This is a genomic window from Herbiconiux liukaitaii (genome assembly GCF_041927495.1).
GTDB classification, from domain to species: domain Bacteria; phylum Actinomycetota; class Actinomycetes; order Actinomycetales; family Microbacteriaceae; genus Herbiconiux; species Herbiconiux liukaitaii.
Window position 1 is genome coordinate 35,307 of record NZ_JBHFHG010000007.1, and the last position, 21,536, is coordinate 56,842.

Here is a 21,536-nt window from a genome sequence, read left to right on the forward strand (position 1 = left end):
ACGGCGGCCGCCTTGCGCCCGTGTGGTGGTGGCTGCGTGCACCGCGCGGGTCCTCAGAGGGGGAACGGGCGACCGAAGGCCGTGTGGATCCCCGGGGAGAAGAGCACGGAGTCCGGCGCTCGGCTCGCGAGGTCGCCGAAGCCCGCCGCCGCGAGCAGCTCGTCGTCGAGGTGCAGGAGCTCCGCGTCGGTGATGTGCCACGGCTCGTGTTCGTTGGGGATGTAGCGGGTGCGGCCCCCGCGGGCGATGTGCAGACCCCACCGGGCGGTGAGGAAGACGGCCAGCTCGTCGTGCGAGAGATCGCGGGTGCCCGGTCGTGCCTCGATGACGGTGTGCGGCCCGGTGCGACCGCCGAGGCCTGCGGCTCCCCGGCGTTCGGACCGGTAGGTGATGGCACCATCGCGGCTCGTGGTGATCGACATCCTGGCCCAGCGGTACGGCAGGCCGAAGAGCACGTTCGCCGCGCCGACCGCAGCCAGCTTCGACGCCTCGAGGGAGGAGAAGACCACTCCGCGCCGACCGGTGCCGTCGACCGAGTAGAGCCGCACGTTGACCTCGGGGAAGGTGCCGGCGTACGGGATGGGACCGAGGGCGCTGAACCCCGGCGCGGTGGCATTGGCGAGCCGGAACGGGATGAGACCCACCCAGGCCGACCCGTCGAAGACGTCGGGTTCCGTGCCGGGCGGGAGGTGCGGCGCCACGACCTTCGGATCGACCCGCCAGTGCAGGAAGGTGAGGGACTGCCAGTCCTGCTCGTGCTGACGATCGCCGAGGGGCGGTGCGGTGCGGGAGAGCGGCGCGGGCGTCACGCTCAATCCTCCGGGTCGATGCCGATCACGGCGACGTCGACTCCGGTCGCCAGCAGGATGCTCGCGCGCTTGAAGCGGCCCTCACCCACGTTCACCTCGTACCAGGAGGGCTCCGGGGCGGCGATGGCCGACCTGATCTCCTCTTTGACCTCGTCGACGTCGCGACCCGAGATGGAGTACTGCTTGCCGCCGTACAGGATGTTGATGCGCTTCATGGTCGTCTCCCGCTCTCACGATCAGAGTATTCGACGAGGGCCGGGCAAGCTCGCAACCAGCCTCGATTGGCCGTACGCTCGAGGGCATGGCCATCGCGACACCGTACGAGGATCTGCTGCGCGAGACGCTCCTGAACGGGGTGCCGAAGTCGGATCGCACCGGCACGGGAACGCGCAGCGTGTTCGGCCGCCAGCTGCGCTTCGACCTGAGCGAGGGTTTCCCGCTCATCACCACGAAGCGAGTGCACTTCAAGTCGGTGGCCTACGAGCTGCTGTGGTTCCTGCGCGGCGACGGCAACGTGCGCTGGCTGCAGGAGAACGGCGTCTCGATCTGGGACGAGTGGGCCGACGCCGACGGAGAGCTCGGCCCGGTCTACGGAGTGCAGTGGCGATCCTGGCCCACCCCCTCGGGCGAGCCCATCGACCAGATCTCGCAGGTGCTCGAGACCATCCGCACCGATCCGGATTCCCGGCGCATGATCGTGTCGGCCTGGAACGTGGCCGAGATCCCCGAGATGGCGTTGGCGCCGTGCCACGCGCTGTTCCAGTTCTACGTGGCCGACGGCAAGCTCTCGTGCCAGCTGTACCAGCGGAGCGCCGACCTCTTCCTCGGAGTGCCCTTCAACATCGCCAGCTACGCGCTGCTGACGCACCTCATCGCCGAGCAGGCCGGTCTGGGCGTGGGCGACTTCGTGTGGACGGGCGGCGACTGCCACATCTACGACAACCACGTCGAGCAGGTGGAGCTGCAGCTGCAGCGCGATCCGTTCCCGGCGCCGAAGCTGCGCATCCTGAACGAGCGGCCGAGCGTGTTCGACTACGAGTACGACGACCTCGAGATCGTCGACTACGTGCACCACCCGGCCATCCGCGCCGCCGTCGCGGTCTGACGCGCAGGTGGTCTCGCGATGAGCGTCGCGCTCGTCTGGGCCGAGGCCCGTGGCGGAGTGATCGGGCAGGGCGGTGGCATCCCGTGGCACCTGCCGGAGGATCTCGCGCACTTCAAGGAGCTCACCACCGGGTCGGCCGTCGTGATGGGGCGGAAGACGTGGGACTCGCTGCCCGAGCGGATCCGGCCGCTGCCGGGGCGCACCAATGTGGTCGTCACGCGGCAGGCGGGCTGGGCGGCCGAGGGGGCCGAGACCGCGGGCTCCGTGGAGGAGGCGCTGGAGGCGCACGGCTCGGAGGGGCGGACCGTCTGGGTGATCGGCGGAGGGGAGATCTACCGGCAGGCGCTGCCGTTCGCGGATCGGGTGGAGGTCACCGAGGTCGACGTGGAGGTGGACGGGGACACCATGGCGCCGGATGTCGGTGCGGGCACGGGCGATGGCGACGGCACCGGTGGAGGCGCCGGGTGGAGCCGGGTGGTGACGCCCGCCGAAGGCTGGAATGAGTCACGCTCGGGCATCCGCTACCGCTTCGTGACACTCACCCGAGAGCAGCCCGCTCAGTCGTAGACGTGCACGACCACCCAGTGCGGGTCGCCGTCGTGGCGCACCAGGTCGAAGACCCGGCTGAAGCCGTGCGCATCCGTCGCCTGGAAGCGCCAGGCGGCGAACTCGGGTGGGTGGGTGGTCCAGTACAGGCCCTCGGGCTCCGTGGGCCTGTCTGTGACCCGCCAGCGCTCACCCCTCCACAGCATGCGCACCGGGACGGTCGCCGACTCCCGCTCGCCGAACCACAGGGTGGCGACGTCGGTGAGATCGAGTGTGCTCATGATGACCTCCAGACATTCGAATGTATGTTCGAGTGTCCAGTGTCATCCATCCCGGTGCGACACGCCAAGAGGGGCGTCGCCGGACCGCATGCCGCTAGGACGCGTCGACGGTCTCCGCACCGCGGCGCGGGAGCACCCAGCCGGGTCGCACGTAGTGGCACGTGTAGCCGTTCGGGTAGCGCTCCAGGTAGTCCTGGTGCTCGGGCTCGGCCTGCCAGAAGTCACCGGCGGGAGCGAGTTCGGTGACGACCTTGCCCGGCCAGAGACCGGACGCGTCGACGTCGGCGATCGTGTCCTCCGCCACGCGGCGCTGCTCCTCGTCGAGGTAGTAGATGCCCGAGCGGTAGCTCGTGCCCCTGTCGTTGCCCTGGCGGTCCTTGGTGGACGGGTCGTGGATCTGGAAGAAGAACTCCAGCATCGAGCGGTAGCTCGTGACGGTGGGGTCGTAGGTGATCTCGATCGCCTCGGCGTGGTCGCCGTGATGGCGGTAGGTGGCGTTCGGCACCGTGCCACCGGTGTAGCCGACTCGGGTGCTGGTCACTCCGGGGCGACGGCGGATGAGATCCTCCATGCCCCAGAAGCAGCCTCCGGCCAGGATCGCGGTCTCTGTGGTCATCGTGCGTTCTCCCCGGTGGTGTCGGTGGTCTCGGTGGTGTCGGTGGTCGTGGTGCTGACAGCGGTGGTGCCGGCGGTCGCGCCGAACAGCGCCGCGAACTCCCCGTATCCCTGCGCCTCGAGCTCGGCGACCGGCACGAAGCGCAGCGCCGCCGAGTTGATGCAGTAGCGCAGACCGCCCGCCTCACGAGGGCCGTCGGGGAAGAGATGGCCGAGGTGGCTGTCGGCGTTCGCGCTCCTCACCTCGGTGCGGCGCATGCCCCAGCTGCGATCCGTCTTCTCGACCACGGTCGAGCGATCGATGGGCGCCGTGAAGCTCGGCCACCCCGAACTGCTGTCGAACTTGTCGGTCGACGAGAAGAGGGGCTCGCCCGAGACGACATCGACGTAGATGCCGTCGTCATGGTTGTTCCAGAACTCGTTGCGGAAGGCGGGCTCGGTCGAGTCCTCCTGGGTGACGGCGTACTGCCGCTTGGTGAGGCGCGCGAGCGACTCCTGGGTCTTCTGGTACTCGGTGGTCACGATCTGGTCTCCTCGTCATTCCCACCGCTGGCTGCGGCGGTCATCAAGAAGAACAACCGTTCTGCCTGAATAGTTCCCGACGGGGGCAGAGAACCCACCTGATAATCTGCCTGAGGCGGTCGCGCAGGCGGCCACCCGCTCCAACCGCGATCAGAGACGAGCAGAGAAGCCCGATGACCTCGAATCCCACGAACTCCGAACCGAAGCGCACCTGGGGCCGTCAGACCGTGCCCCCGGAGATCGCCCGCTCGTGGCTGCTCGTCTCGGCGACCCGCACCGACCTCTTCCCCGTGGCCCGCAACTCGCGCGCCGACCAGGTCGTGCTCGACATCGAGGACGGCGTGGACCCGTCGAACAAGGAGGCGGCCCGCACCGACGTGGTGGAGTGGCTCAACACCGAGGACGGCACCGGGTGGGTGCGCATCAACGACCACGGTTCCGACTTCTGGGGCGACGACGTCGACCAGCTGAAGGACGCGCCCGGCCTCCGCGGCGTGATGCTCGCCAAGACCGAGTCGGCCGCCGACGTGACCGAGACCTTCGACCGCCTCGGCGGCAGGACCCCGGTGCTGGCCCTTGTTGAGTCGGCGCTCGGCATCGAAGAGTCGGTCTCGATCGCCCGGGCCCGCGGCGCCTTCCGCCTCGCCTTCGGCAGCGGTGACTACCGGCGCGACACCGGGACGAGCGCCGAGGACATCGCCATGGCCTACCCGCGCTCGCGCCTCGTGATCGCCAGCCGCGTGGGCAACCTGCCCGGCCCCATCGACGGCCCGACCGTGAGCTCGAGCCACCCCGTGCTGCGCGAGCAGTCAGCCGTGGCCGTGACGCTCGGCCTCACCGGCAAGCTGTGCCTCGACATCGAGCAGCTGCCGGTGATCAACGAGGCCATCAGCCCCACTCAGTCCGACGTGACGTGGGCCCGCGACTTCCTCGACGACTTCGAGGCCAGGGGCCGCGTCATCCGCGACGGCAGCGACCTGCCGCGTCTCGGTCGCGCCGAGAAGATCGACAAGCTGGCCCGCGCCTTCGGCGTGCAGCCCCTCCCGTCGCCGGGGGGTCCGCAGCCGGGTGTCGGGTACTGACGCACCGGGGCCATCGCGATGCCGTTCCGCAGTCAGGAGACCCTGCAGCGCTGGGTCGAGGAGTTCCAGCAGCAGCAGCAGCGGCCTCCGCACACGGGGGTTGTGGATGTGCTGCGGCACGACGGCGAGAGCGGTGACGACACCGGGCTCGTGATCGTGCGCCTGCGCAGCACCTTGACCGAGGTCTATCTGCAGCCGGTGGCTCCCGGAGATCCTGCTTACGAGGTGGTGTTCGGAGCCCGCGAGCGCGACTTCGCCCTGAGGGCCGATGGGGTGCAGTCGCTGGCGGACGACCTGGGTCTGGCTGCCGCGCTCTGCACGTTCCTGGAGCAGCGCTCACGGGAGCTCCTGGCCGGTCGCTGACCTGGCCGCCGGCAGCGGATGGGGAGCGGGATGCGACCCGGCCCGCCATCCGCCGCCGGCTGCCGGCTGCCTGCTGCCGTTTCGGCGTGGCTGCTACTCGACCTCGAAGGTCGCCGAGATGACCGCGCGGGCGAGCGTGTGCCCGAAGAGGTTGAAGCCGAGGAACGCCGGGGTCGCGTCGGGGCCGACCTCGAGCGAGTCCACGTCGAGCGCGTGCACGGCGACGAAGTAGGTGTGCGGGCCGTGGCCGGCCGGCGGTGCCGCTCCGAGGAAGCGTGCCAGCCCACCGTCGTTCTTGAGCTGCACGGCGCCATCGGGCAGACCCGATCCGCTGTCGTCGCCTGCTCCGCTCGGGAGCGAGGTGGTGGAGAGCGGCACGTTGGCGACCGCCCAGTGCCAGAAGCCGCTCGTGGTGGGGGCGTCGGGGTCGTAGACCGTCACGGCGAAGCTCTTGGTCTGCTCGGGGAAGCCGCTCCAGGAGAGCTGGGGGCTTACGTCCTGGCCGCCGGCGCCGAAGATGCCGCTGACCTGGGCGGGCTGGAGCACGCCGCCGTCGATGATGTCGGTGCTGGTGAGCTCGAAGGTCGGGACCTTCGCAATGGCGTCGTAGGGAGAGGGGCTGGTCATGTCGTGCTCCTTGCTGGATGCGGTGATGATGCGTTCCCCTCCAGTCTCACCCTCGCGGCGGCTCACCGGAGTGGCGACCTCGACGAGTGGGGGGTGCCGCGACGGCGGGGGCATCCTCCGGCGCATCGTCTGCGGCGGGCATCGCAAGGGCTCCGCCGGTGAGGAAATCGGCCGCGGCGAGGGTGGGCTTGCCGTCGGCGATCCAGGCGAGGTAGTCCGCGTAGGGATCCTCGCCCTCCACCGGTCGCCCCACAGCTCTTCGCCGCCCCAGAATCCCCTGCCCCATGGCGGAAGTCTGCCCGGCGAAGTCGAACAACACCTGTATAAAAGGTGTCGCACTCGGTCGATCCCCACGCCGCTCAGGCGCAACTCTCATCCAGCAGGTGATATGCCGGGTGAAGCTGGTGGAAACAGCGATCCGGCGCTCTGACGGCTGCCTACCATTGCCATGGCCGCCGTTCTGATCCCCATCCTTGCGGCGGCCACCGAACTTTCCGGCAAGGAAACGACGGGAGCGGACCCGGAGGCACGTGGGGTGCCCGAGCCCGCTCCCCTCCGCCGAAGATACGGCCCGCCCCCGCGCCACCTCTAGGGGGTTGCATTCCCGCGCCGCGTCTGGATGACGTGCAACCATCCTTCTGCATGCCCCTGATTCCCTCGAGGAAAAGAGGCATAGTGGTCACGTGAATGAGATGCGAGCTGAGCTCAGCCGAGAGGCCACTGAGGCCCTGAACGCCTCGATGCCCGACGTGGTCAGCGCAGCCAGTCACGCACGCACTGCGTTGACTGTGCTCTTCACCGCGGCGTTGTTGACCCCTGCCCTGGGCTTTCTCACCGCGATCTTCGGGCCTGCGCTCGTCACTGCTCCGGGCTACGGCACGGTGGTCATCGTGATCGTGCTGGTGTTGATAGCGGTGATGGTGATGGCGATGGTCGTCGCTATCCGCGCCAAGCGAGCGTTCAACCGGATCGCTGAGGTCATCCATCGTGAACGCCATGCAACCCTCGTTCGCGTGGTGAACCGCCAGGTGTACGTCCGCCTCTGAGAGGGGCGCGACTTGTAACCGGGTAAAGCCTCACCGGGAAACAGAAGAATCCCCCTGGCTCCCTTGCAGACAAGGGACCCAGGGGGATCAAGAGTGGCGGTACCGGTGGGATTTGAACCCACGGTGGAGTCTCCCCCACACAACTTTTCGAGAGTTGCACCTTCGGCCGCTCGGACACGGTACCGAGGAAGAGTGTACGCGAGCCGCGCGCGTGTCGCCAATCGGGCGGACCGCGGTCCATTCTGAGAGCGTGTATGTGGCGACGGCCGCGATCGTGTCGTTGAGCGACACCCGTCGAACCCGCAGCGCGAAGACAGCGACTCGCGGGGAGATGTTCTCCTTGCGTTCAGACTGGCATGCTTGGCTCAACGGAAAGCACCACGGACGGGTCGCACCCCGAGGCCCGCACCTCACCGAATGGAACTCCTGTGAGTATCAGAACGGCCGAGTACCCGAGGCCGAACCACTTCCTCCTGCATCTCAGCGACACGCACCTGCTGGCCGGAGGTGGCAAGCTCTACGGCGTCGTGGACAGCGAGAGCCTCCTCCGCACGCTCTTCGACGAGCTCGAGGCCTCGGGCGGGCGACCCGAGGCGATCGTCTTCACGGGAGATCTCGCCGACAAGGGCGAACCGGATGCCTACGACCGGCTCCGTGAGATCGTGGAGCCCGCCGCCGCGCGGCTCGGCGCCCAGGTGATCTGGGTGATGGGCAACCACGACGACCGCGCCTCGTTCCGCGAGGGCCTGCTCGGCGAGGTGCCGACCGACCGCAGCGTCGACCGCGTCTACGATGTCAACGGCCTCCGCGTCATCACGCTCGACTCCACCGTGCCCGGCCACCACCACGGCGAGGTCTCGGGCGACCAGCTCGACTGGCTCGCCGAGGAGCTCTCCTCCCCCGCCCCGCACGGCACCATCCTGGCCATGCACCACCCGCCCGTGCCGAGCGTGCTCGACCTCGCCGTCTCCGTCGAGCTGCGCGACCAGCGCGGGCTCGCCGAGGTTCTCGAGGGCTCGGATGTGCGCTCGATCATCGCCGGCCACCTGCACTACTCGACCACCGCCACCTTCGCCGGCATCCCCGTCTCCGTGGCATCCGCCACCTGCTACACCCAGGACCTCACGGTCGAGGTGGGCGGCACCAAGGGCCGCGCGGGCGCCCAGGCGTTCAACCTCGTGCACGTCTACGAGCACACCGTGCTGCACTCCGTGGTGCCGCTCGGCAGCTACCCGGCGCTCGACCATATCTCGGCCGAGGAGACGCGCACGCGGCTCGCCGCGCAGGGCGTGCGGATCGCGGATGCGGTCAGCCCGCTGGTCGCTCCCGAGCCGCCGCTGACCCTGACGCTGCCCGAGGCCGCCCCTGAGCCGGCACCTGTGCACGGGCCTGCTCTGGTGCCGACGGACGCGTGACCCCCACCGGGCTGACCGGGCTCTCGGAGTCGCTGCTGCTCTCGCTCGAGACGACCTCCCAGGGCGCGGGGAACGGGAAGTAGCGCTCGAGGAACGAGATGACCGCCGTGGTGCGCTCCTCGACCCCGATCTCGGGCTGCGAGCCGTCGTTGAGGCAGAACATGTCCATGGAGCGCTTCTTGAGCAGCGCATCCATCTCTTTGAGCGCCACCTTGAGCGTGGTCTCGATGTACCTGACCTTCGCCTCGGTCTGCACCACGGCACGGCCCGTCATGAGCGCGTAGTAGTGGTAGAACGAGTTCGTGACCGAGATGTCGGTGGCCGAGCGGAACGGGCTCGCCGCCGTGCGCGCGAACTCGGCGGAGAACTCCTGCTCCATCTCGAACAGCACGCTCTTGCGGAGCGGTGCCGCGCAGTGCTCGAGGTGTCGGGTGGTGACGCGGCCGAAGCGGTTCTGCAGGAGCTCGCGATTGACCCTGGCCGCGTTCTCGAAGCCGCTGCGGTGCAGCGCGTTGCCTCCGAGACCGATGCGGGTGTCGGCCTCGACGAACTTGGTGATGCCGCCCGGCGAGAAGAACAGGTCGGGTGAGACCGGCCGCCCGAAGAACATGTCGTCGTTCGAGTAGAGGAAGTGCTCGGAGATGCCCGGGATGCGGTGCAGCTGCGCCTCGACGGCGTGGGAGTTGTGGGTGGGCAGATCCGAGAGGTTCTTGAAGAACTTCTCGCTCGGCATGATGGTGACCCGCGGGTCGTCGGCGAGCCAGGCCGGCTTCGGCGAATCCGTGGCGATGAAGATGCGGCGGACCCACGGCGCGAACATGTACACGCTGCGGAGGGCGTACTTGAGCTCGTCGATCTGGCGGTAGCGCGCCTCGGAGTCGTCTCCGTCGCCCACCACGTAGCTCGCCATGCGCTTGGCGCGGGCCCGCTGGAACTCGATGGCCGTGCCGTCGACCCAGGAGAAGACCATGTCGATCTCGAAGCCGACATCGCTCGCCAGGGTGGTGAACATGCCCTCGATGGTGGCCCAGGTGCGACCGTAGAGGTCGACGGAGGTCTCGACCATCTCGTCGGCCGGGATGGTGCGGCGCGTGAGCGAGTTCTCCTGCGGCGCCTCCACCACGTCTCCGTCGCGCTGCCAGAACTCGAGCTGCACCGCCGACTCGACGCCGTAGCGCAAACGGCCGATGGGCTCGATGCGGGGGCGGTACAACCGCAGCACCCTGGTCTTCGGATCGCGCGCGAGCTTGCCGTCGGCCACCAGCACGGCGGGCGAGCCGGGCGACTTGGCGTAGAAGGGCTCTTCGGCCATCGCCTCGATGAGGGCGGTGCGCGCACGCTTGCGGTGCGCCCAGTCGACGGCCAGCACGGGCCGCTCGTCGTTGCCGCGCACGAGGAGGAACCGGACTCCCGCGGCCTCGAGGGTGTCGGCGATGAAGAAGAGATCCTCGATCATCGACTCGCGGGGAGTGGCGTGGCCGTTGAGGAGCGTGAGCTGGCCCTTGCGGAGCACCAGGTCGTCCCGACCGAGGGCCACAGGATGCGCGGGAGCCGCTCGCAGCACGGATTCGAGGTGCGGGGCGCCTGTCACATCATCGGTCACTGCGGGCTCCTCGCGTCGGTTCTGGGGTTCGTCGGGTCTCCTCGTCAGTGGTGCCGGACCCTTCATTTTACGCCCTCCCGGGGTGGGTCGGATCACCGGAACGGCGGGAACCCCGCGTGTTAGCCTTGCCTAAGTCGACATGTCGCAACATGCTCGCCCTCCGATCGAAAGGTTCATTTCGCGATGAGCTACATCCGTTCCACCGCTTTCGAGGAGACCGGCTACGTCGTCCTCGACCGCTACGACCAGGCCGGCGATCCCGAGGAATGGCTCGATCTGGAGTACGTCGACTGGAAGTCCTCCGGCGAGACCCGCTTCGCCCCTCTGGCCAGCGCGTTCGGCGAGATGGAGTGCGACGGCTTCTGGAACCACTCCCCCGCGCGCACCGACAAAGACGGCGTGTGGGTGCCTGCCAACGTGGCGAAGGCCCCCATCCTGAAGGCCCGCGCGGAGGAGCCCGGCGCCAACATCGGGCGGTGCCGCGTGATCGAGCTGCAGCCCAACGACTACGCCAACGCCCTCTACAACCTGCACCAGGACGACAACAACCGGTTGAACCCCGATGGCACCGGCTGGATCGTGCGCGGCTTCTTCAACCTCTCCGACGACCCGTCGTCGTTCCTCATCCTGCGCGAGGACCGCTTCGATCCCGAGACCGAGGTGCGCATCCCGCTGCCCGCGGGCGCCCAGGTGATCGTGGACACGCAGCGGTTCTGGCACGCCGTGTGGCATAAGGGGCCGGAGCCCCGCTACTGCCTCATCACGTCGTGGGAGTCGGGGCCGGAGCTCGACGCGTACATCGCGGCGAAGCACGGGGATCCTCACGCGCCGAGTGCGCCTCTCGATCCGGCGTTCGTGGAGAGCGCGCAGGCCGACGTGCGCCGCCGCCTCGCGGAGCGCGCCGCCACCATCTCGGCCAAGGGGCGCGCGACCGCCGCCGACACCGAGACCGACGACTGATCCGCTCCGTCTCCCGCGACTGATCCGGTTGCTGCCGGGCGGTGTCGGGGGGCGCGTCTAGGGTGGGCGCATGGCCACGAGATCGTCTACCGCGTACCGCTGCACCGAGTGCGGGTGGCAGACCGCGAAGTGGGTGGGGCGCTGCGGCGAGTGCCAGTCGTGGGGCACCGTCGTCTCGGCCGCCGAGAACGAGGGCATCGCCAGAGCCGTGAAGGCCACCGTGCTCGACGCCGCCCGCATCGCGCGGCCGATCACCGAGATCTCCTCCGACGTGGCGGCGCACTGGGCCACCGGCATCGGCGAGTTCGACCGCGTGCTCGGCGGCGGGCTCGTGCCGGGTGCCGCCATCCTGCTGTCGGGCGAACCGGGCGTGGGCAAGTCCACGCTGCTGCTCGAGGTGGCGGCGAAGGCCGCCGAGGAGCACTTGCGGGTGCTCTACGTCTCGGCCGAGGAATCGGTGTCGCAGGTCAAGCTGCGGGCGGAGCGCACGCACTCGCTCTCGCCCACGCTCATGCTCGCCGCCGAGACCGACCTGGCCACCGTGCTCGGGCAGATCGACGCCGTGCAGCCGCACCTCGTGATCGTCGACTCGGTGCAGACCGTCTCGTCGTCGTCGCTCGAGAGCGCCGCGGGCAGCCCCACCCAGGTGCGGGAGGTCGCATCCTCGCTCATCCGGGTGGCCAAGGAGCGGTCGCTGCCCGTGCTGCTCGTGGGGCACGTCACGAAGGACGGCTCGATCGCGGGGCCGCGTGTGCTCGAGCACCTCGTCGACGTGGTGTGCCAGTTCGAGGGAGACCGGCAGACCGCTCTGCGCTTCGTGCGGGCGCTCAAGAACCGCTTCGGGCCGACGGATGAGGTGGGCTGCTTCGAGATGACCTCCGACGGCATCCGCGAGGTGCCCGATCCGAGCGGACTGTTCCTCTCCCGGGGGTCGGATGCGGTGTCGGGCACGTGCGTGACGGTGGCGCTCGAGGGGCGGCGGGCGCTGCCCGTGGAGGTGCAGGCGCTCGTGGTGTCGACGCCGTCGCCCAACCCGCGGCGGGTCACGAACGGGGTGGATGCGTCTCGGGTGGCGATGATCCTCGCGGTGCTCGAGCGGCGGGCGCGCATTCCGCTGAGCGACAAAGACGTGTACGTGTCGACGGTGGGCGGGGTCAAGCTCACCGAGCCGGGGGCCGACCTGGCGATCGCGCTCGCTCTGGCCTCGGCGTCGAACGACAAGCCGCTCGCGCACGACCTTGCGGCGTTCGGGGAGATCAGCCTCGCGGGTGAGGTGCGGCCGGTGTCGTCGAGTCGCATCAGGGCCGCGGAGGCTCGACGGCTGGGGTTCACCACGATCATCGACGACGAGGCGGGGCAGCTCGTGAAGGCGCTGGGGCGCGCCTTCCGCTGAGGGTGGCGGCCTCGGCGCTCAGACGTGGGGGACGAAGGCCTGCCAGGCCTGGCGGCGGGTGCTGCGGGGGTCGGCCTCGATGCGGTCGACGGGGGCGATGATGAGCGTGAGCCGGTCGGTCTCGTCGTAGAGAGGCCAGGCGGTCTCATCGAGACGGCCGTCGCGCGCGAAGGCGAGCCAGTGCGCGCGCATGCGCTCGGCCGCCCCGCGGAACTCCCGGCGGCCGCCCAGGATGGTCATGAAGCGACCGAAGGTGCCGTCGAGGCGATCGAAGACGGCGAAGAGATCGAGACCGTGCGTGGCGTCGAAGCCCGCGAGGCGCACGAGTCGGGGTGCTATGTCGAAGCGGTAGAAGTGCACCGGCGCGTAGCGGGAGTGCCGCTCGGCCACCTTGACCGTGGGGTACCAGAAGGCGTAGTCGCCGCCGAAGTCCGCCGCCGGGCGCTGGGCGGGCAGGCCGGGGTACTCCGCCTTGATGGCCTTGCGCGACTTCTTCTTGGTGCGCGCGAAGATGGCGCGGATGCGCTTGGGCGTGGTGGCGAGGATGTCGAGTCGCCCGGTGAAGAGGGCACCCTCGCGATCGTTGGTGCCGATGATGAGGGGCACGCGGGCCGCCCGCCCCTCCTTGAAGGCGTCGAGCGGGCGCTCGGGCAGGAAGTCGCCGTCGATCACGGGGGAAAGCGCGATGGTGCCGGGGTGCGCATCCGGGGTGTCGAGCGTGAGGGCGACCGCGGCGTCGACGAGCTCCTCGGCCGAGGCGTCGACGAGGAGCGCGCCGGCGGAGTCGTCGGAGGTGGATTCGACGGCGTCGGTGTCGATGGAGTCCGAGAGGCGCTCGGCGAACTCCTCCGCCCAGATCGCCGCCATCTCGGGCAGGTAGATGGCGTTGGCGGGTGAGCTCTGCGCGATCGCACGCGCGAAGAGACCGCGAGCGGACGGCACGGCCATGAGCGTGGTGACGGCGTTGCCGCCCGCCGATTCGCCGAAGACCGTGACGTTGGCGGGATCGCCGCCGAACGCCGCGATGTTCTGCTGCACCCACTGGAGGGCTGCGACCTGGTCGCGCAGGCCGAGGTTCGAGTCGATCGGGCGCTCGGGGGTGGAGTAGCGGGAGAAGTCGAGGTAGCCGAGGGCGCCGAGGCGGTAGTTGAAGCTCACGTAGACGATGCCGCCCTCGCGCACGAGGGTCTCGCCGTTCTGCGGGTGCTCGGCCGAGGAGCCGACGCTGTAGGCGCCGCCGTGGATGAACACCATGACGGGGAGCTTCTCGTCGGCGGAGGCCGTGGCTGGGGTCGGGGCTGTTGCTGTCGCGTCCTCGGCGGCCTGGCGGTCCGCGCGCAGGACGTTGATGGTGAGGCAGTCCTCCGACATCGGTGTGGAGCGTGAGGTGCCGATGAAGTTGCCGTTGCGGGACTGCATGGCGACCGGGCCGAACGTGCTCGCATCCCGAACCCCCTGCCAGGGCCGCGCGGGTCGCGGGGCGCGGAACCTCAGCGACCCCACCGGAGGGGCGGCGAACGGGATGCCGCGCCACCAGACGAGACCGCGCCTGCGGGCACCGCGCACGATGCCGCCGGTGGTCCGCACGTCGAGATCGGACACGCCGTGGCCGCCCCGACCGTGATTCGCCGACTCGTCATCCACGTGCCGCATCGTAGCCCGCACGCATGAATGGGAGCCTGCCGGGAGGGTGGGTGACGCGGGCGGTTCACCCCGATCGTCTAGCATTCGGCCATGCGGGGGTCTGTGGGTGAGGTGCTGCTGGCGTTCCTGCGCCTCGGGCTGACCTCGTTCGGGGGGCCGATCGCGCACCTCGGATATTTCCGCGGCGAGCTCGTGGAGCGGCGCAAGTGGGTGGACGACGCCGGGTACGGGGATCTCGTGGCGCTCAGCCAGTTCCTGCCGGGGCCTGCGTCGAGCCAGGTGGGATTCGGGCTCGGCTGGCTGCGCGCCGGACCGCTCGGGGCGCTGGCCGCGTTCGCAGCGTTCACGGCGCCCTCGGCGGTCATCATGGTGGCCGTGGCCTCTGGTGCCTCGCTCTTCGACGGGCCCGTGGGCGGGGGGATCGTCGCGGGGCTCTCGGTGGTGGCGGTGGCCGTGGTGGCGCAAGCGGTGTGGGGGATGGCTCGGAACCTCACACCCGACAGGCAGCGGGCCGCCATCGCGGTGGTGGCGGCGATCGGCGTGCTGCTCGTCTCGGGGCCGCTCGCGCAGGTGGGCGTGATCGTGGTGGGCGCCCTCGCCGGCCTGCTCCTGTGCCGCGACCCGGCACCCTCCGCGGTCGCACCGGCCGCCACGTCGGGCGGGGTGGCGGATGGCCGCGGCGCCGCGGGTGGGGTGGCGAAGAGCGGAGTGGCAGATGCTGGCGCGGGCACCGCGGAAGGCGGGCTGCGGATTCCCGTGGGGCGGGTGACCGGGTGGGTGTGCCTCGGGGTGTTCGGGGTGCTGCTCGTGGGGCTGCCGGTGCTCGCGTCGGCGACCGGGTGGGGGTGGCTGCAGCTCTTCGACGCGTTCTACCGTTCGGGCGCGCTCGTGTTCGGCGGCGGGCACGTGGTGCTGCCGCTGCTCGAGGCCGGCGTCGTCGACCCGGGCTGGGTCTCGGCCGACACCTTCGTGGCCGGGTACGGCGCGGCCCAGGCACTGCCGGGACCGCTCTTCTCCTTCGCCGCCTACCTCGGCGCCCTCTCGACCGTGGGCCCCGGTGGCATCGCGGGTGCGGCGATCGCGCTGGCCGGCATCTTCCTGCCCGGGTTCCTGCTGCTCGTGGGAGTGCTGCCGCTCTGGAACGCGTTCTCCCGCCGCCGCTGGGCCACCGCCCTCGTGCGCGGCGCCAATGCGGCCGTTGTGGGACTGCTCGCGGCGGCGCTCTACGACCCCGTGTTCGTCTCAGCCGTCACCGGGCCCGCATCCTTCGGCCTCGCCCTGCTGTGCTTCGTGCTGCTCACCGCGTGGCGCGCGCCCGCCTGGGCCGTGGTGCTGCTGGGGGCCGCGGGCGGGCTCGTCCTGGGGCTCTGAGCCGCGCGCGCTACTGGAGGATGAACTGCTTCGAGTCGGGAGCGGTTATGCCCGCGACCTGCACGTTCAAGTGGTACGAAGCGCCCGCCGCCGGCACCTGGGGGCGATCCGTCGCCTCGCAGGTCTCGGTGGAGGAGCGCGTGCGGTCCCAGCCGAAGGGCGTGGAGGCGACCACGACGCCGGGCTCGAGCACGGCCTCGGTGTCCGAGGCGCCGGTCTGGCAGTCGGTGGAGACCCAGTAGGTCTCCTCGCCGCTCGTGATCGTGTAGAGCTGCTGCGACGTGCCCGCGTTGAGCTTGCAGGCCTCGGCACCGGTGTTCTGGATGGTGAACGAGAGCTGCGGGTTCACACCCGCCGGATAGGTGTCGGCGTCGGTCACGGCGGCGACCGCGATGTTGCCCGCCGCGCACGCGGGCACCTCACCGCTCGCATCCGCTGCGGCGTCGACCGTGCCGGGTGCTGCATCCGAGGCTGCGGCACCCGAGGAGGTGTCGGCGGCACCGTCGGTCGCGCCCTCCGAACCGGCTGCGTCATCCGTCGCCGGCGCCACGGAGGAGGCGCCCTGCGTCTCGCCCTCTGCGCTCGCCCCCGGCCGCACCACGATGAGCACCACGATGGCGATGATGGCCACCAGGATGGCGAGCACGAAGGCGCGGCGGCGCCAGTAGATCTTCTTCGAATGCGGCCCCACCGGATGCCTCAGCGTCGACATACCTCAGGGTAACCAGCCCGGGCGCGTCTACCCCGTCACGCCCCCGTGAGTCGCGAGGCCGAAGGCTTCGAGTTCGCCGTCGTCGAGCAGTCGGGAGCGGATGAGGAACCGCTTGCCCTCCGGTGCTTCGATGGAGAATCCGCTGCCCCGGCCGTCGACGAGGTCGATGGTGAGGTGGGTGTACTTCCAGTACTCGAACTGGGAGCGCGACATGAAGACCTCGACGGGGTCGATGCCCTCGACCTGCAGGGTGCCGAGGAGGATGTCGGAACCGCCCGTGCGGAACATGCCCACCGGGTAGCACATGGGCGACGATCCATCGCAGCAGCCGCCCGACTGGTGGAACATGAGCGGCCCGTGGGTCGTGGCGAGATGCCGCAGCATGGCTGCTGCGGCATCCGTCACATCGACCCGCGAGCGGGGGGCCTCCGGCATCAGAAGAACCCCATCGGCCCATCGGCGTAGGAGACCAGGAGGTTCTTGGTCTGCTGGTAGTGGTCGAGCATCATGCGGTGGTTCTCCCGCCCGATGCCGGACTGCTTGTAGCCGCCGAACGCCGCGTGGGCGGGGTACTGGTGGTACGTGTTCGACCAGACGCGACCGGCCTGGATGGCGCGACCCGCTCGGTAGAGCTGCGATCCGGACCGCGACCAGACGCCCGCGCCCAGACCGTAGAGCGTGTCGTTGGCGATCGAGATGGCGTCGTCGTAGTCGTCGAAGCTCGTGAGCGCCAGCACGGGGCCGAAGATCTCCTCCTGGAAGATCCGCATGTCGTTGCGGCCCTCGAACACCGTGGGCTGCACGTAGAAGCCGCCGCTGAGGTCGCCCCCGAGGTCGGCCCGCTCGCCGCCCGTGAGGAGCTTGGCGCCCTCCTGCTTGCCGATGTCCATGTAGCTCAGGATCTTCTCCAGCTGGTCGTTCGACGCCTGGGCGCCGATCATGGTCGACACGTCGAGCGGGTTGCCCTGCTTGACCTTCGCCACGCGGTCGAGGCCATCCGCCACGAAGCCGTCGTAGATGGAGCGCTGCACGAGCGCCCGGCTCGGGCACGTGCACACCTCGCCCTGGTTGAGGGCGAAGAAGGTGAAGCCCTCGAGCGCCTTGTCGTAGAAGGAGTCCTTCTGGTCGGCCACGTCGGCGAAGAACACGTTGGGGCTCTTGCCGCCGAGCTCGAGGGTGACGGGGATGAGGTTCTCGCTCGCGTACTGCATGATGAGGCGGCCCGTGGTGGTCTCGCCCGTGAACGCGATCTTGCGGATGTTGCTGTGGCTCGCGAGCGGGGCGCCCGCCTCGATGCCGAAGCCGTTGACGATGTTGAGCACCCCCGCGGGCAGCAGGTCCTCGATGAGCTCGAGCAGCACGTGGATGCTGGCCGGGGTCTGCTCGGCCGGCTTGAGCACCACGCAGTTGCCCGCGGCGAGCGCGGGGGCGAGCTTCCAGACGGCCATGAGGATGGGGAAGTTCCAGGGGATGATCTGGCCCACGACGCCGAGCGGCTCGTGGAAGTGGTAGGCGATGGTGTCGTGGTCGATCTCGCTGATGCCCCCTTCCTGCGCGCGGATGCAGCCGGCGAAGTAGCGGAAGTGGTCGATGGCGAGCGGGATGTCGGCGGCGAGCGTCTCGCGCACGGGCTTGCCGTTCTCCCAGGTCTCGGCCACGGCGAGGAGCTCGAGGTTCTGCTCCATGCGATCCGCGATCCTGTTGAGGATGACGGCGCGCTCGGCGACGCTCGTGGTGCTCCACTCGGGGAAGGCCTTCCAGCCGGCCTCGACGGCTGCGTCGACGTCGGCCGCCGTGCCGCGGGCGACCTCGGTGAAGATCTGGCCCGTGACGGGGCTGGGGTTCTGGAAGTACTGGCCGTTGGCGGGCGGGGTGTAGCGACCGCCGATGTAGTTGTCGTAGCGGGGCTTGAACGTGACGACGCTGCCCGGGGTGCCGGGGTTGGCGTAGACGTTGGGGGCGGAGGGGGCCGGGGTGGGCTCGGCCTCTGACCCGGCTTGTGGACGATCGGTGATGGTCATGGGATCTCCTTCTCGACGACGGTGTCGGACGAGGGCGACGTTACGCCGCGGGAGGTTGCATGCGGTTGCGCGGGGGGCGGGCGGTCAGCGCAGGTTGTAGTGGCGGAGGCGGGCCGCGCCGTCGGGCTCCACGTCGAGGACGGTGAGGCTCGGCGCCGCGACCGGTTCGAGGTGGTCGGCGGTGAGGCCGACGAAGCTCGCGAGGGCCGTGCGGATGGTGCCGCCGTGCGTGACGACGAGCACCGGGCCGGGAGCGGCGACCGCGGCCAGGGTGGCCGCGCGCACCCGCTCGGTGACGAGCTCGGGGTGCTCCCCTCCTGGAGGCACGAGGGTGCCGGCCCGCCAGCGCGCGTAGTCGGCACCGAGTTCGTCGGCGCGGCGGCCCTCCCAGGAACCGAGACCGGCCTCGGCCCAGCGGTCGTCGATCACAGGCTCCAACCCGGTCAGGATGGAGGCCGTGCTGCGGCTGCGGGAGAGCGGCGACACCACGAGGGAGACGGGACGCCAGCTCGCCACGACCGGCGCGAGGGCTGCGGCATCCAGACGGCCCGATTCGGAGAGGCCGATGTCGGTGCGCCCCTGCAGGCGCAGCTGCCCCGTCCAGTCGGTGGCTCCGTGGCGGACGAGGAGGAGGGTGGTCACGCGCCCAGCCTCCGGTCGTCGGCGCCGAAGAGGACCTCGGGGCGCGGGGGCAGCACGAGTCGCGTGGTGGTTCCCGCCGGCACCGGGTGCTCGGAGACGATCGAGACCCGGTCGCCTCCTGTGAAGCCCGAGACGACGTAGCGACCGGCCAACGGTGTGCACTCGGCCACGTCGAACGGCAGACCGCCCTCGGGTGAGACGCCCACGTGCTGCGGGCGGTACATCGCTCGGAGCGTTCCACCGCCGCCCGCCGACTCGGCGAGCACCACGCCGTCTCGCACCAGCCGCCCCTCACGCACCTCCCCCGCCAGGAGCACCGCAGGCGGCGTGCCGAGGAACGCCGCCACGAACGCCGTGGCCGGCCGCTCGAGCAGGTCGTCGGGGGTGCCGAACTGCTCGATCCGCCCCTCACGCATCACGGCGATGTGCGTCGCCAGCGCCAGCGCCTCCACCTGGTCGTGGGTGACGTACACGCTCGTGCCTCCCGTGGCACGATGCACCCGCGCGAGCTCGGCGCGGGTCTCCACCCGCAGCCGGGCGTCGAGGTTCGATAGCGGCTCGTCGAAGAGAAGCACCTGCGGTCGCGCCGCGATGGTGCGGGCGATCGCCACGCGCTGCTGCTGCCCGCCCGAGATCTCGGCGGGGTGCCGCTCGGCGAGCGCCGAGATGTCGAGCATGGCGAGGACCTCCTCCACCCGGGCCTTCCGCTCGAGAGGCGCCCAGCGGGCGACCCTGAGCGGCCAGTCGATGTTGGTGCGCACCGTCATGTGCGGCCAGAGCGCGTAGCTCTGGAACACCATGCCGAGCCCGCGCTTCTCCGCGGGCACCGAGGCGCCGGTGTCGCCGTCGGCGACCACGCGGTCGCCGAACAGGATGCGCCCGCTCGTGGGCTGCTCGAGTCCGGCGAGCATGCGGAGGGTCGTGGTCTTGCCGCAGCCGGAGGGGCCGAGCAGCACCACGAACGAGCCGGAGGGCAGCTCGAGGCTGGCCTCGTGCAGCGCGGCGCTGCCGCCGAAGTGCTTGCCGAGGCGGTCGAGGGTGATGCTGGTCATGCGCTGCTCCAGGGCTGACGGGCGCCCTGCAGGCGCCGGGCGAGAAGAGTGGCCGCGACCGAGACGATCACGATCACGAGGGTGATGGCATTGGCCGACTGCGTGAAGCCCTCCGAGGCGTACCGGTAGGTCATCACCGACAGCAGAGGGGTGGCGGGGGTGACGAGCAGCACCACGAGCGAGAGATCGCGCACCATGGTGACGAACACGAGGATGCCGCCGCTCGCGACGCCGCGGGAGGCGAGCGGCAGGACGATCCGCCCGATCCGCCTGGCGGTGCCCGCCCCTGCGATCACCGCCGCCTCCTCGAGCTCGCCGGACACCTGGCCGAGGGCCGAGCGCGATGTCTGGAAAGCGAACGGCACGCTCGCCGCGATGCCGGCGACCACGAGGATGGCGAAGGTGCCGTAGAGGGCGGGGAAGGGGCCGATCGGCGCCCCGAACTGGGCGATGAAGGCGGCACCGAAGGCGATCCCCGGAATGAGGAACGGCACGTAGCTCAGCAGCGTGATGGAGCCCGTGACCACGCGGGCCCGCCGCATCCGCCCCACCACGTAGGAGGCGATGAGGCCCACGAGGATGGCGCCGACGGCCACAGCGAGACCCAGCAGCACGGTGTTGCCGAGGGCCTGCAGAGCGATCGGATCGCGGAGGACCCCGCGCATGCCCTGGGCTATCGCGGGGTCAGACTCCCCCACCCAGTAGTGCCAGGTGAGCCCCGCATCGAAGCTGTTGGTGCGCCGGAGCACTGTGCTGACAGCCAGCACGACACCCGGCACGATCGTGGTGGCCGTGACCAGGGCGGCGCTCAGTGCCAGCAGCAACCACTTCCACCGGCCGGTGCGGATGCGCCTGGGCCGTGAGCTCTTGCCCGTGATGGTGGCGAAGGAACGGCCCGCCGTGAGGCGGTTGCCGGCGTAGAGCACCACCGCGGCGATGACGACGAGGAGGATGGCGAGCACGTAGCCGCGCTCGGTGTCTCCCGTGGCGATCGAACCGTAGAGCCTCGTGCTGAGGGTCTGGAAGCGCACGGGGAGACCGAGCAGCGCAGGAACCGCGAAATTGCTCACGCCCTCGGCGAAGGCCAGCAGGAAGCCGGAGACGAGCGCGGGCAGCACCACCGGGAGGGCGATGCGGCCGGCCACACGGAGGCGGGAGGCCCCCGTCAGCTCGGCGGCCGCGAGCAGGTCGCCGCCCACGTTCGAGAGGGCAGCGGCCACCACCACGAACGAGAGCGAGTAGTAGTGGGCCACCAGGGTGAGCGTGATGGGCAGTGCACCCCAGGAGACGGCATCCGGCACCGCCACCCCGAGGCCGGCCAGGAGGCCGGGGCTGCCGCCCAGTCGATCGTTGCGGAACACGCTCTCCCAGGCCAGTGCGATCGCGAAGCTCGGCAGGGCGAACGGGATCGTGGCGAGCACGCCGATGACCCGCCGGCCCGGCACGTCGCTCATCACGACCACCCAGGCCAGGAAGGCTCCGAGCACGGTGGCGATGAGGCCGGTGCCGAGACCGACCACCAGGGAGTTGCCGAGCGGGATCCAGAACAGGTTGGCCGAGAGCGGGCTCGCCAGCACGTCTGTCCAGGATCCGGAGGCGCCTGGTTCGAGGGTGGCCGCCACGAGACCGGCGAGCGGGAACGCGACGAGCACGACGAGGACGGCGAGCACGGCCACGGCCAGCCAGGTGAGGGGACGGCCGAGGGCCGTGGTCACACGTCTCATGCG

At 70.2% G+C, this 21,536-nt stretch carries 24 protein-coding genes and 1 tRNA gene; 9 read left to right on the forward strand and 16 right to left on the reverse strand.

The annotated features are described in order from the left end of the window. Positions 1-53 precede the first annotated feature (53 nt). Both ACEXQC_RS14545 and ACEXQC_RS14550 read right to left on the reverse strand, forming a co-directional pair. Positions 54-809, reverse strand: coding sequence for a YqjF family protein (locus ACEXQC_RS14545; protein ID WP_374823758.1), 756 nt, complete (start codon positions 807-809; stop codon positions 54-56). A 2-nt stretch (positions 810-811) separates the two neighbouring features. Then, the gene (locus ACEXQC_RS14550; protein ID WP_374823761.1) at positions 812-1,024 is read right to left on the reverse strand and encodes a hypothetical protein; all 213 of its coding nucleotides are present in this window, start codon (positions 1,022-1,024) and stop codon (positions 812-814) included. An 86-nt stretch (positions 1,025-1,110) separates the two neighbouring features. On the opposite strand from ACEXQC_RS14550, the gene ACEXQC_RS14555 reads away from it, so the two are divergent. Then, entirely contained in the window at positions 1,111-1,914 is an 804-nt protein-coding gene (locus tag ACEXQC_RS14555; protein ID WP_374823764.1) for a thymidylate synthase, read from the forward strand. Between the two features lie 18 nt (positions 1,915-1,932). Next, positions 1,933-2,481, forward strand: coding sequence for a dihydrofolate reductase (locus ACEXQC_RS14560; RefSeq protein WP_374823767.1), 549 nt, complete (start codon positions 1,933-1,935; stop codon positions 2,479-2,481). Here ACEXQC_RS14560 and ACEXQC_RS14565 read toward each other — a convergent pair. From ACEXQC_RS14565 to msrB, 3 genes are all read right to left on the reverse strand, one after another. Then, a complete protein-coding gene (locus ACEXQC_RS14565; protein ID WP_374823770.1) occupies positions 2,472-2,741 on the reverse strand; it encodes a hypothetical protein in 270 nt (89 codons plus the stop codon). The two genes, ACEXQC_RS14560 and ACEXQC_RS14565, sit on opposite strands and share 10 nt — an antisense overlap. A 94-nt stretch (positions 2,742-2,835) precedes the next feature. Next, a complete protein-coding gene (gene msrA, locus ACEXQC_RS14570; RefSeq protein WP_374823773.1) occupies positions 2,836-3,357 on the reverse strand; it encodes a peptide-methionine (S)-S-oxide reductase MsrA in 522 nt (173 codons plus the stop codon). Beyond that, entirely contained in the window at positions 3,354-3,878 is a 525-nt protein-coding gene (msrB, locus tag ACEXQC_RS14575; protein ID WP_374823776.1) for a peptide-methionine (R)-S-oxide reductase MsrB, read from the reverse strand. The genes msrA and msrB overlap by 4 nt, the downstream gene beginning before the upstream one ends. Positions 3,879-4,051: 173 nt before the next feature. On the opposite strand from msrB, the gene ACEXQC_RS14580 reads away from it, so the two are divergent. Then, on the forward strand, positions 4,052-4,960 hold the full coding sequence (locus ACEXQC_RS14580; protein ID WP_374823779.1) for an HpcH/HpaI aldolase/citrate lyase family protein: 909 nt from the start codon (positions 4,052-4,054) through the stop codon (positions 4,958-4,960). An 18-nt stretch (positions 4,961-4,978) separates the two neighbouring features. Beyond that, positions 4,979-5,323: a hypothetical protein gene (locus ACEXQC_RS14585; RefSeq protein ID WP_374823783.1), complete on the forward strand. Its 345-nt coding sequence runs from the start codon at positions 4,979-4,981 to the stop codon at positions 5,321-5,323. A 93-nt stretch (positions 5,324-5,416) separates the two neighbouring features. Here the strand turns inward: ACEXQC_RS14585 and ACEXQC_RS14590 are convergent, their stop codons facing one another. Beyond that, positions 5,417-5,950: a YbhB/YbcL family Raf kinase inhibitor-like protein gene (locus tag ACEXQC_RS14590; protein ID WP_374823786.1), complete on the reverse strand. Its 534-nt coding sequence runs from the start codon at positions 5,948-5,950 to the stop codon at positions 5,417-5,419. Between the two features lie 46 nt (positions 5,951-5,996). Continuing rightward, a complete protein-coding gene (locus tag ACEXQC_RS14595; RefSeq protein ID WP_374823789.1) occupies positions 5,997-6,236 on the reverse strand; it encodes a hypothetical protein in 240 nt (79 codons plus the stop codon). A 397-nt stretch (positions 6,237-6,633) separates the two neighbouring features. On the opposite strand from ACEXQC_RS14595, the gene ACEXQC_RS14600 reads away from it, so the two are divergent. Further along, complete coding sequence (locus tag ACEXQC_RS14600) at positions 6,634-6,996, forward strand: hypothetical protein (RefSeq protein ID WP_374823792.1); 363 nt, start codon at positions 6,634-6,636, stop codon at positions 6,994-6,996. A 94-nt stretch (positions 6,997-7,090) separates the two neighbouring features. Here the strand turns inward: ACEXQC_RS14600 and ACEXQC_RS14605 are convergent. Further along, a tRNA-Ser gene (locus ACEXQC_RS14605) sits at positions 7,091-7,180 on the reverse strand. Positions 7,181-7,424: 244 nt separating this feature from the next. Between ACEXQC_RS14605 and ACEXQC_RS14610 the strand changes: the two genes are divergently transcribed. Further along, a complete protein-coding gene (locus ACEXQC_RS14610) occupies positions 7,425-8,411 on the forward strand; it encodes a phosphodiesterase (RefSeq protein WP_374823795.1) in 987 nt (328 codons plus the stop codon). On the opposite strand, the gene ACEXQC_RS14615 is transcribed toward ACEXQC_RS14610, so the two are convergent. Continuing rightward, complete coding sequence (locus ACEXQC_RS14615; protein ID WP_374823798.1) at positions 8,305-10,080, reverse strand: stealth family protein; 1,776 nt, start codon at positions 10,078-10,080, stop codon at positions 8,305-8,307. The genes ACEXQC_RS14610 and ACEXQC_RS14615 overlap by 107 nt on opposite strands. A gap of 117 nt (positions 10,081-10,197) precedes the next feature. Between ACEXQC_RS14615 and ACEXQC_RS14620 the strand changes: the two genes are divergently transcribed. Further along, positions 10,198-10,974 carry a hypothetical protein gene (locus ACEXQC_RS14620; protein WP_374823801.1) on the forward strand — a complete coding sequence of 259 codons (777 nt, stop codon included), beginning with the start codon at positions 10,198-10,200 and terminating at the stop codon, positions 10,972-10,974. 70 nt (positions 10,975-11,044) lie between these two features. Further along, positions 11,045-12,367 carry a DNA repair protein RadA gene (gene radA / locus ACEXQC_RS14625; RefSeq protein WP_374823804.1) on the forward strand — a complete coding sequence of 441 codons (1,323 nt, stop codon included), beginning with the start codon at positions 11,045-11,047 and terminating at the stop codon, positions 12,365-12,367. Positions 12,368-12,385: 18 nt separating this feature from the next. Here the strand turns inward: radA and ACEXQC_RS14630 are convergent, their stop codons facing one another. Further along, the gene (locus ACEXQC_RS14630) at positions 12,386-14,011 is read right to left on the reverse strand and encodes a carboxylesterase/lipase family protein (RefSeq protein WP_374823807.1); all 1,626 of its coding nucleotides are present in this window, start codon (positions 14,009-14,011) and stop codon (positions 12,386-12,388) included. Positions 14,012-14,101: 90 nt separating this feature from the next. On the opposite strand from ACEXQC_RS14630, the gene chrA reads away from it, so the two are divergent. After that, positions 14,102-15,382 carry a chromate efflux transporter gene (gene chrA / locus ACEXQC_RS14635; protein ID WP_374823810.1) on the forward strand — a complete coding sequence of 427 codons (1,281 nt, stop codon included), beginning with the start codon at positions 14,102-14,104 and terminating at the stop codon, positions 15,380-15,382. 10 nt (positions 15,383-15,392) lie between these two features. Here the strand turns inward: chrA and ACEXQC_RS14640 are convergent, their stop codons facing one another. From ACEXQC_RS14640 to ACEXQC_RS14665, 6 genes are all read right to left on the reverse strand, one after another. Next, positions 15,393-16,094, reverse strand: a complete 702-nt coding sequence (locus ACEXQC_RS14640; protein ID WP_374823813.1) for a hypothetical protein — start codon at positions 16,092-16,094, stop codon at positions 15,393-15,395. Between the two features lie 27 nt (positions 16,095-16,121). After that, positions 16,122-16,529 (reverse strand): DUF779 domain-containing protein, encoded by a 408-nt coding sequence (locus ACEXQC_RS14645; protein ID WP_374823816.1) that lies wholly within the window; start codon positions 16,527-16,529, stop codon positions 16,122-16,124. Further along, entirely contained in the window at positions 16,529-18,115 is a 1,587-nt protein-coding gene (gene exaC, locus ACEXQC_RS14650) for an acetaldehyde dehydrogenase ExaC (RefSeq protein WP_374823819.1), read from the reverse strand. The genes ACEXQC_RS14645 and exaC overlap by 1 nt, the downstream gene beginning before the upstream one ends. An 84-nt stretch (positions 18,116-18,199) precedes the next feature. Further along, the gene (locus tag ACEXQC_RS14655; RefSeq protein ID WP_374823822.1) at positions 18,200-18,757 is read right to left on the reverse strand and encodes a histidine phosphatase family protein; all 558 of its coding nucleotides are present in this window, start codon (positions 18,755-18,757) and stop codon (positions 18,200-18,202) included. Next, a complete protein-coding gene (locus ACEXQC_RS14660; RefSeq protein ID WP_374823825.1) occupies positions 18,754-19,809 on the reverse strand; it encodes an ABC transporter ATP-binding protein in 1,056 nt (351 codons plus the stop codon). Before ACEXQC_RS14660 ends, ACEXQC_RS14655 begins: the two co-directional genes overlap by 4 nt. After that, a complete protein-coding gene (locus ACEXQC_RS14665; RefSeq protein ID WP_374823828.1) occupies positions 19,806-21,533 on the reverse strand; it encodes an ABC transporter permease in 1,728 nt (575 codons plus the stop codon). Before ACEXQC_RS14665 ends, ACEXQC_RS14660 begins: the two co-directional genes overlap by 4 nt. Positions 21,534-21,536: the final 3 nt, after the last annotated feature.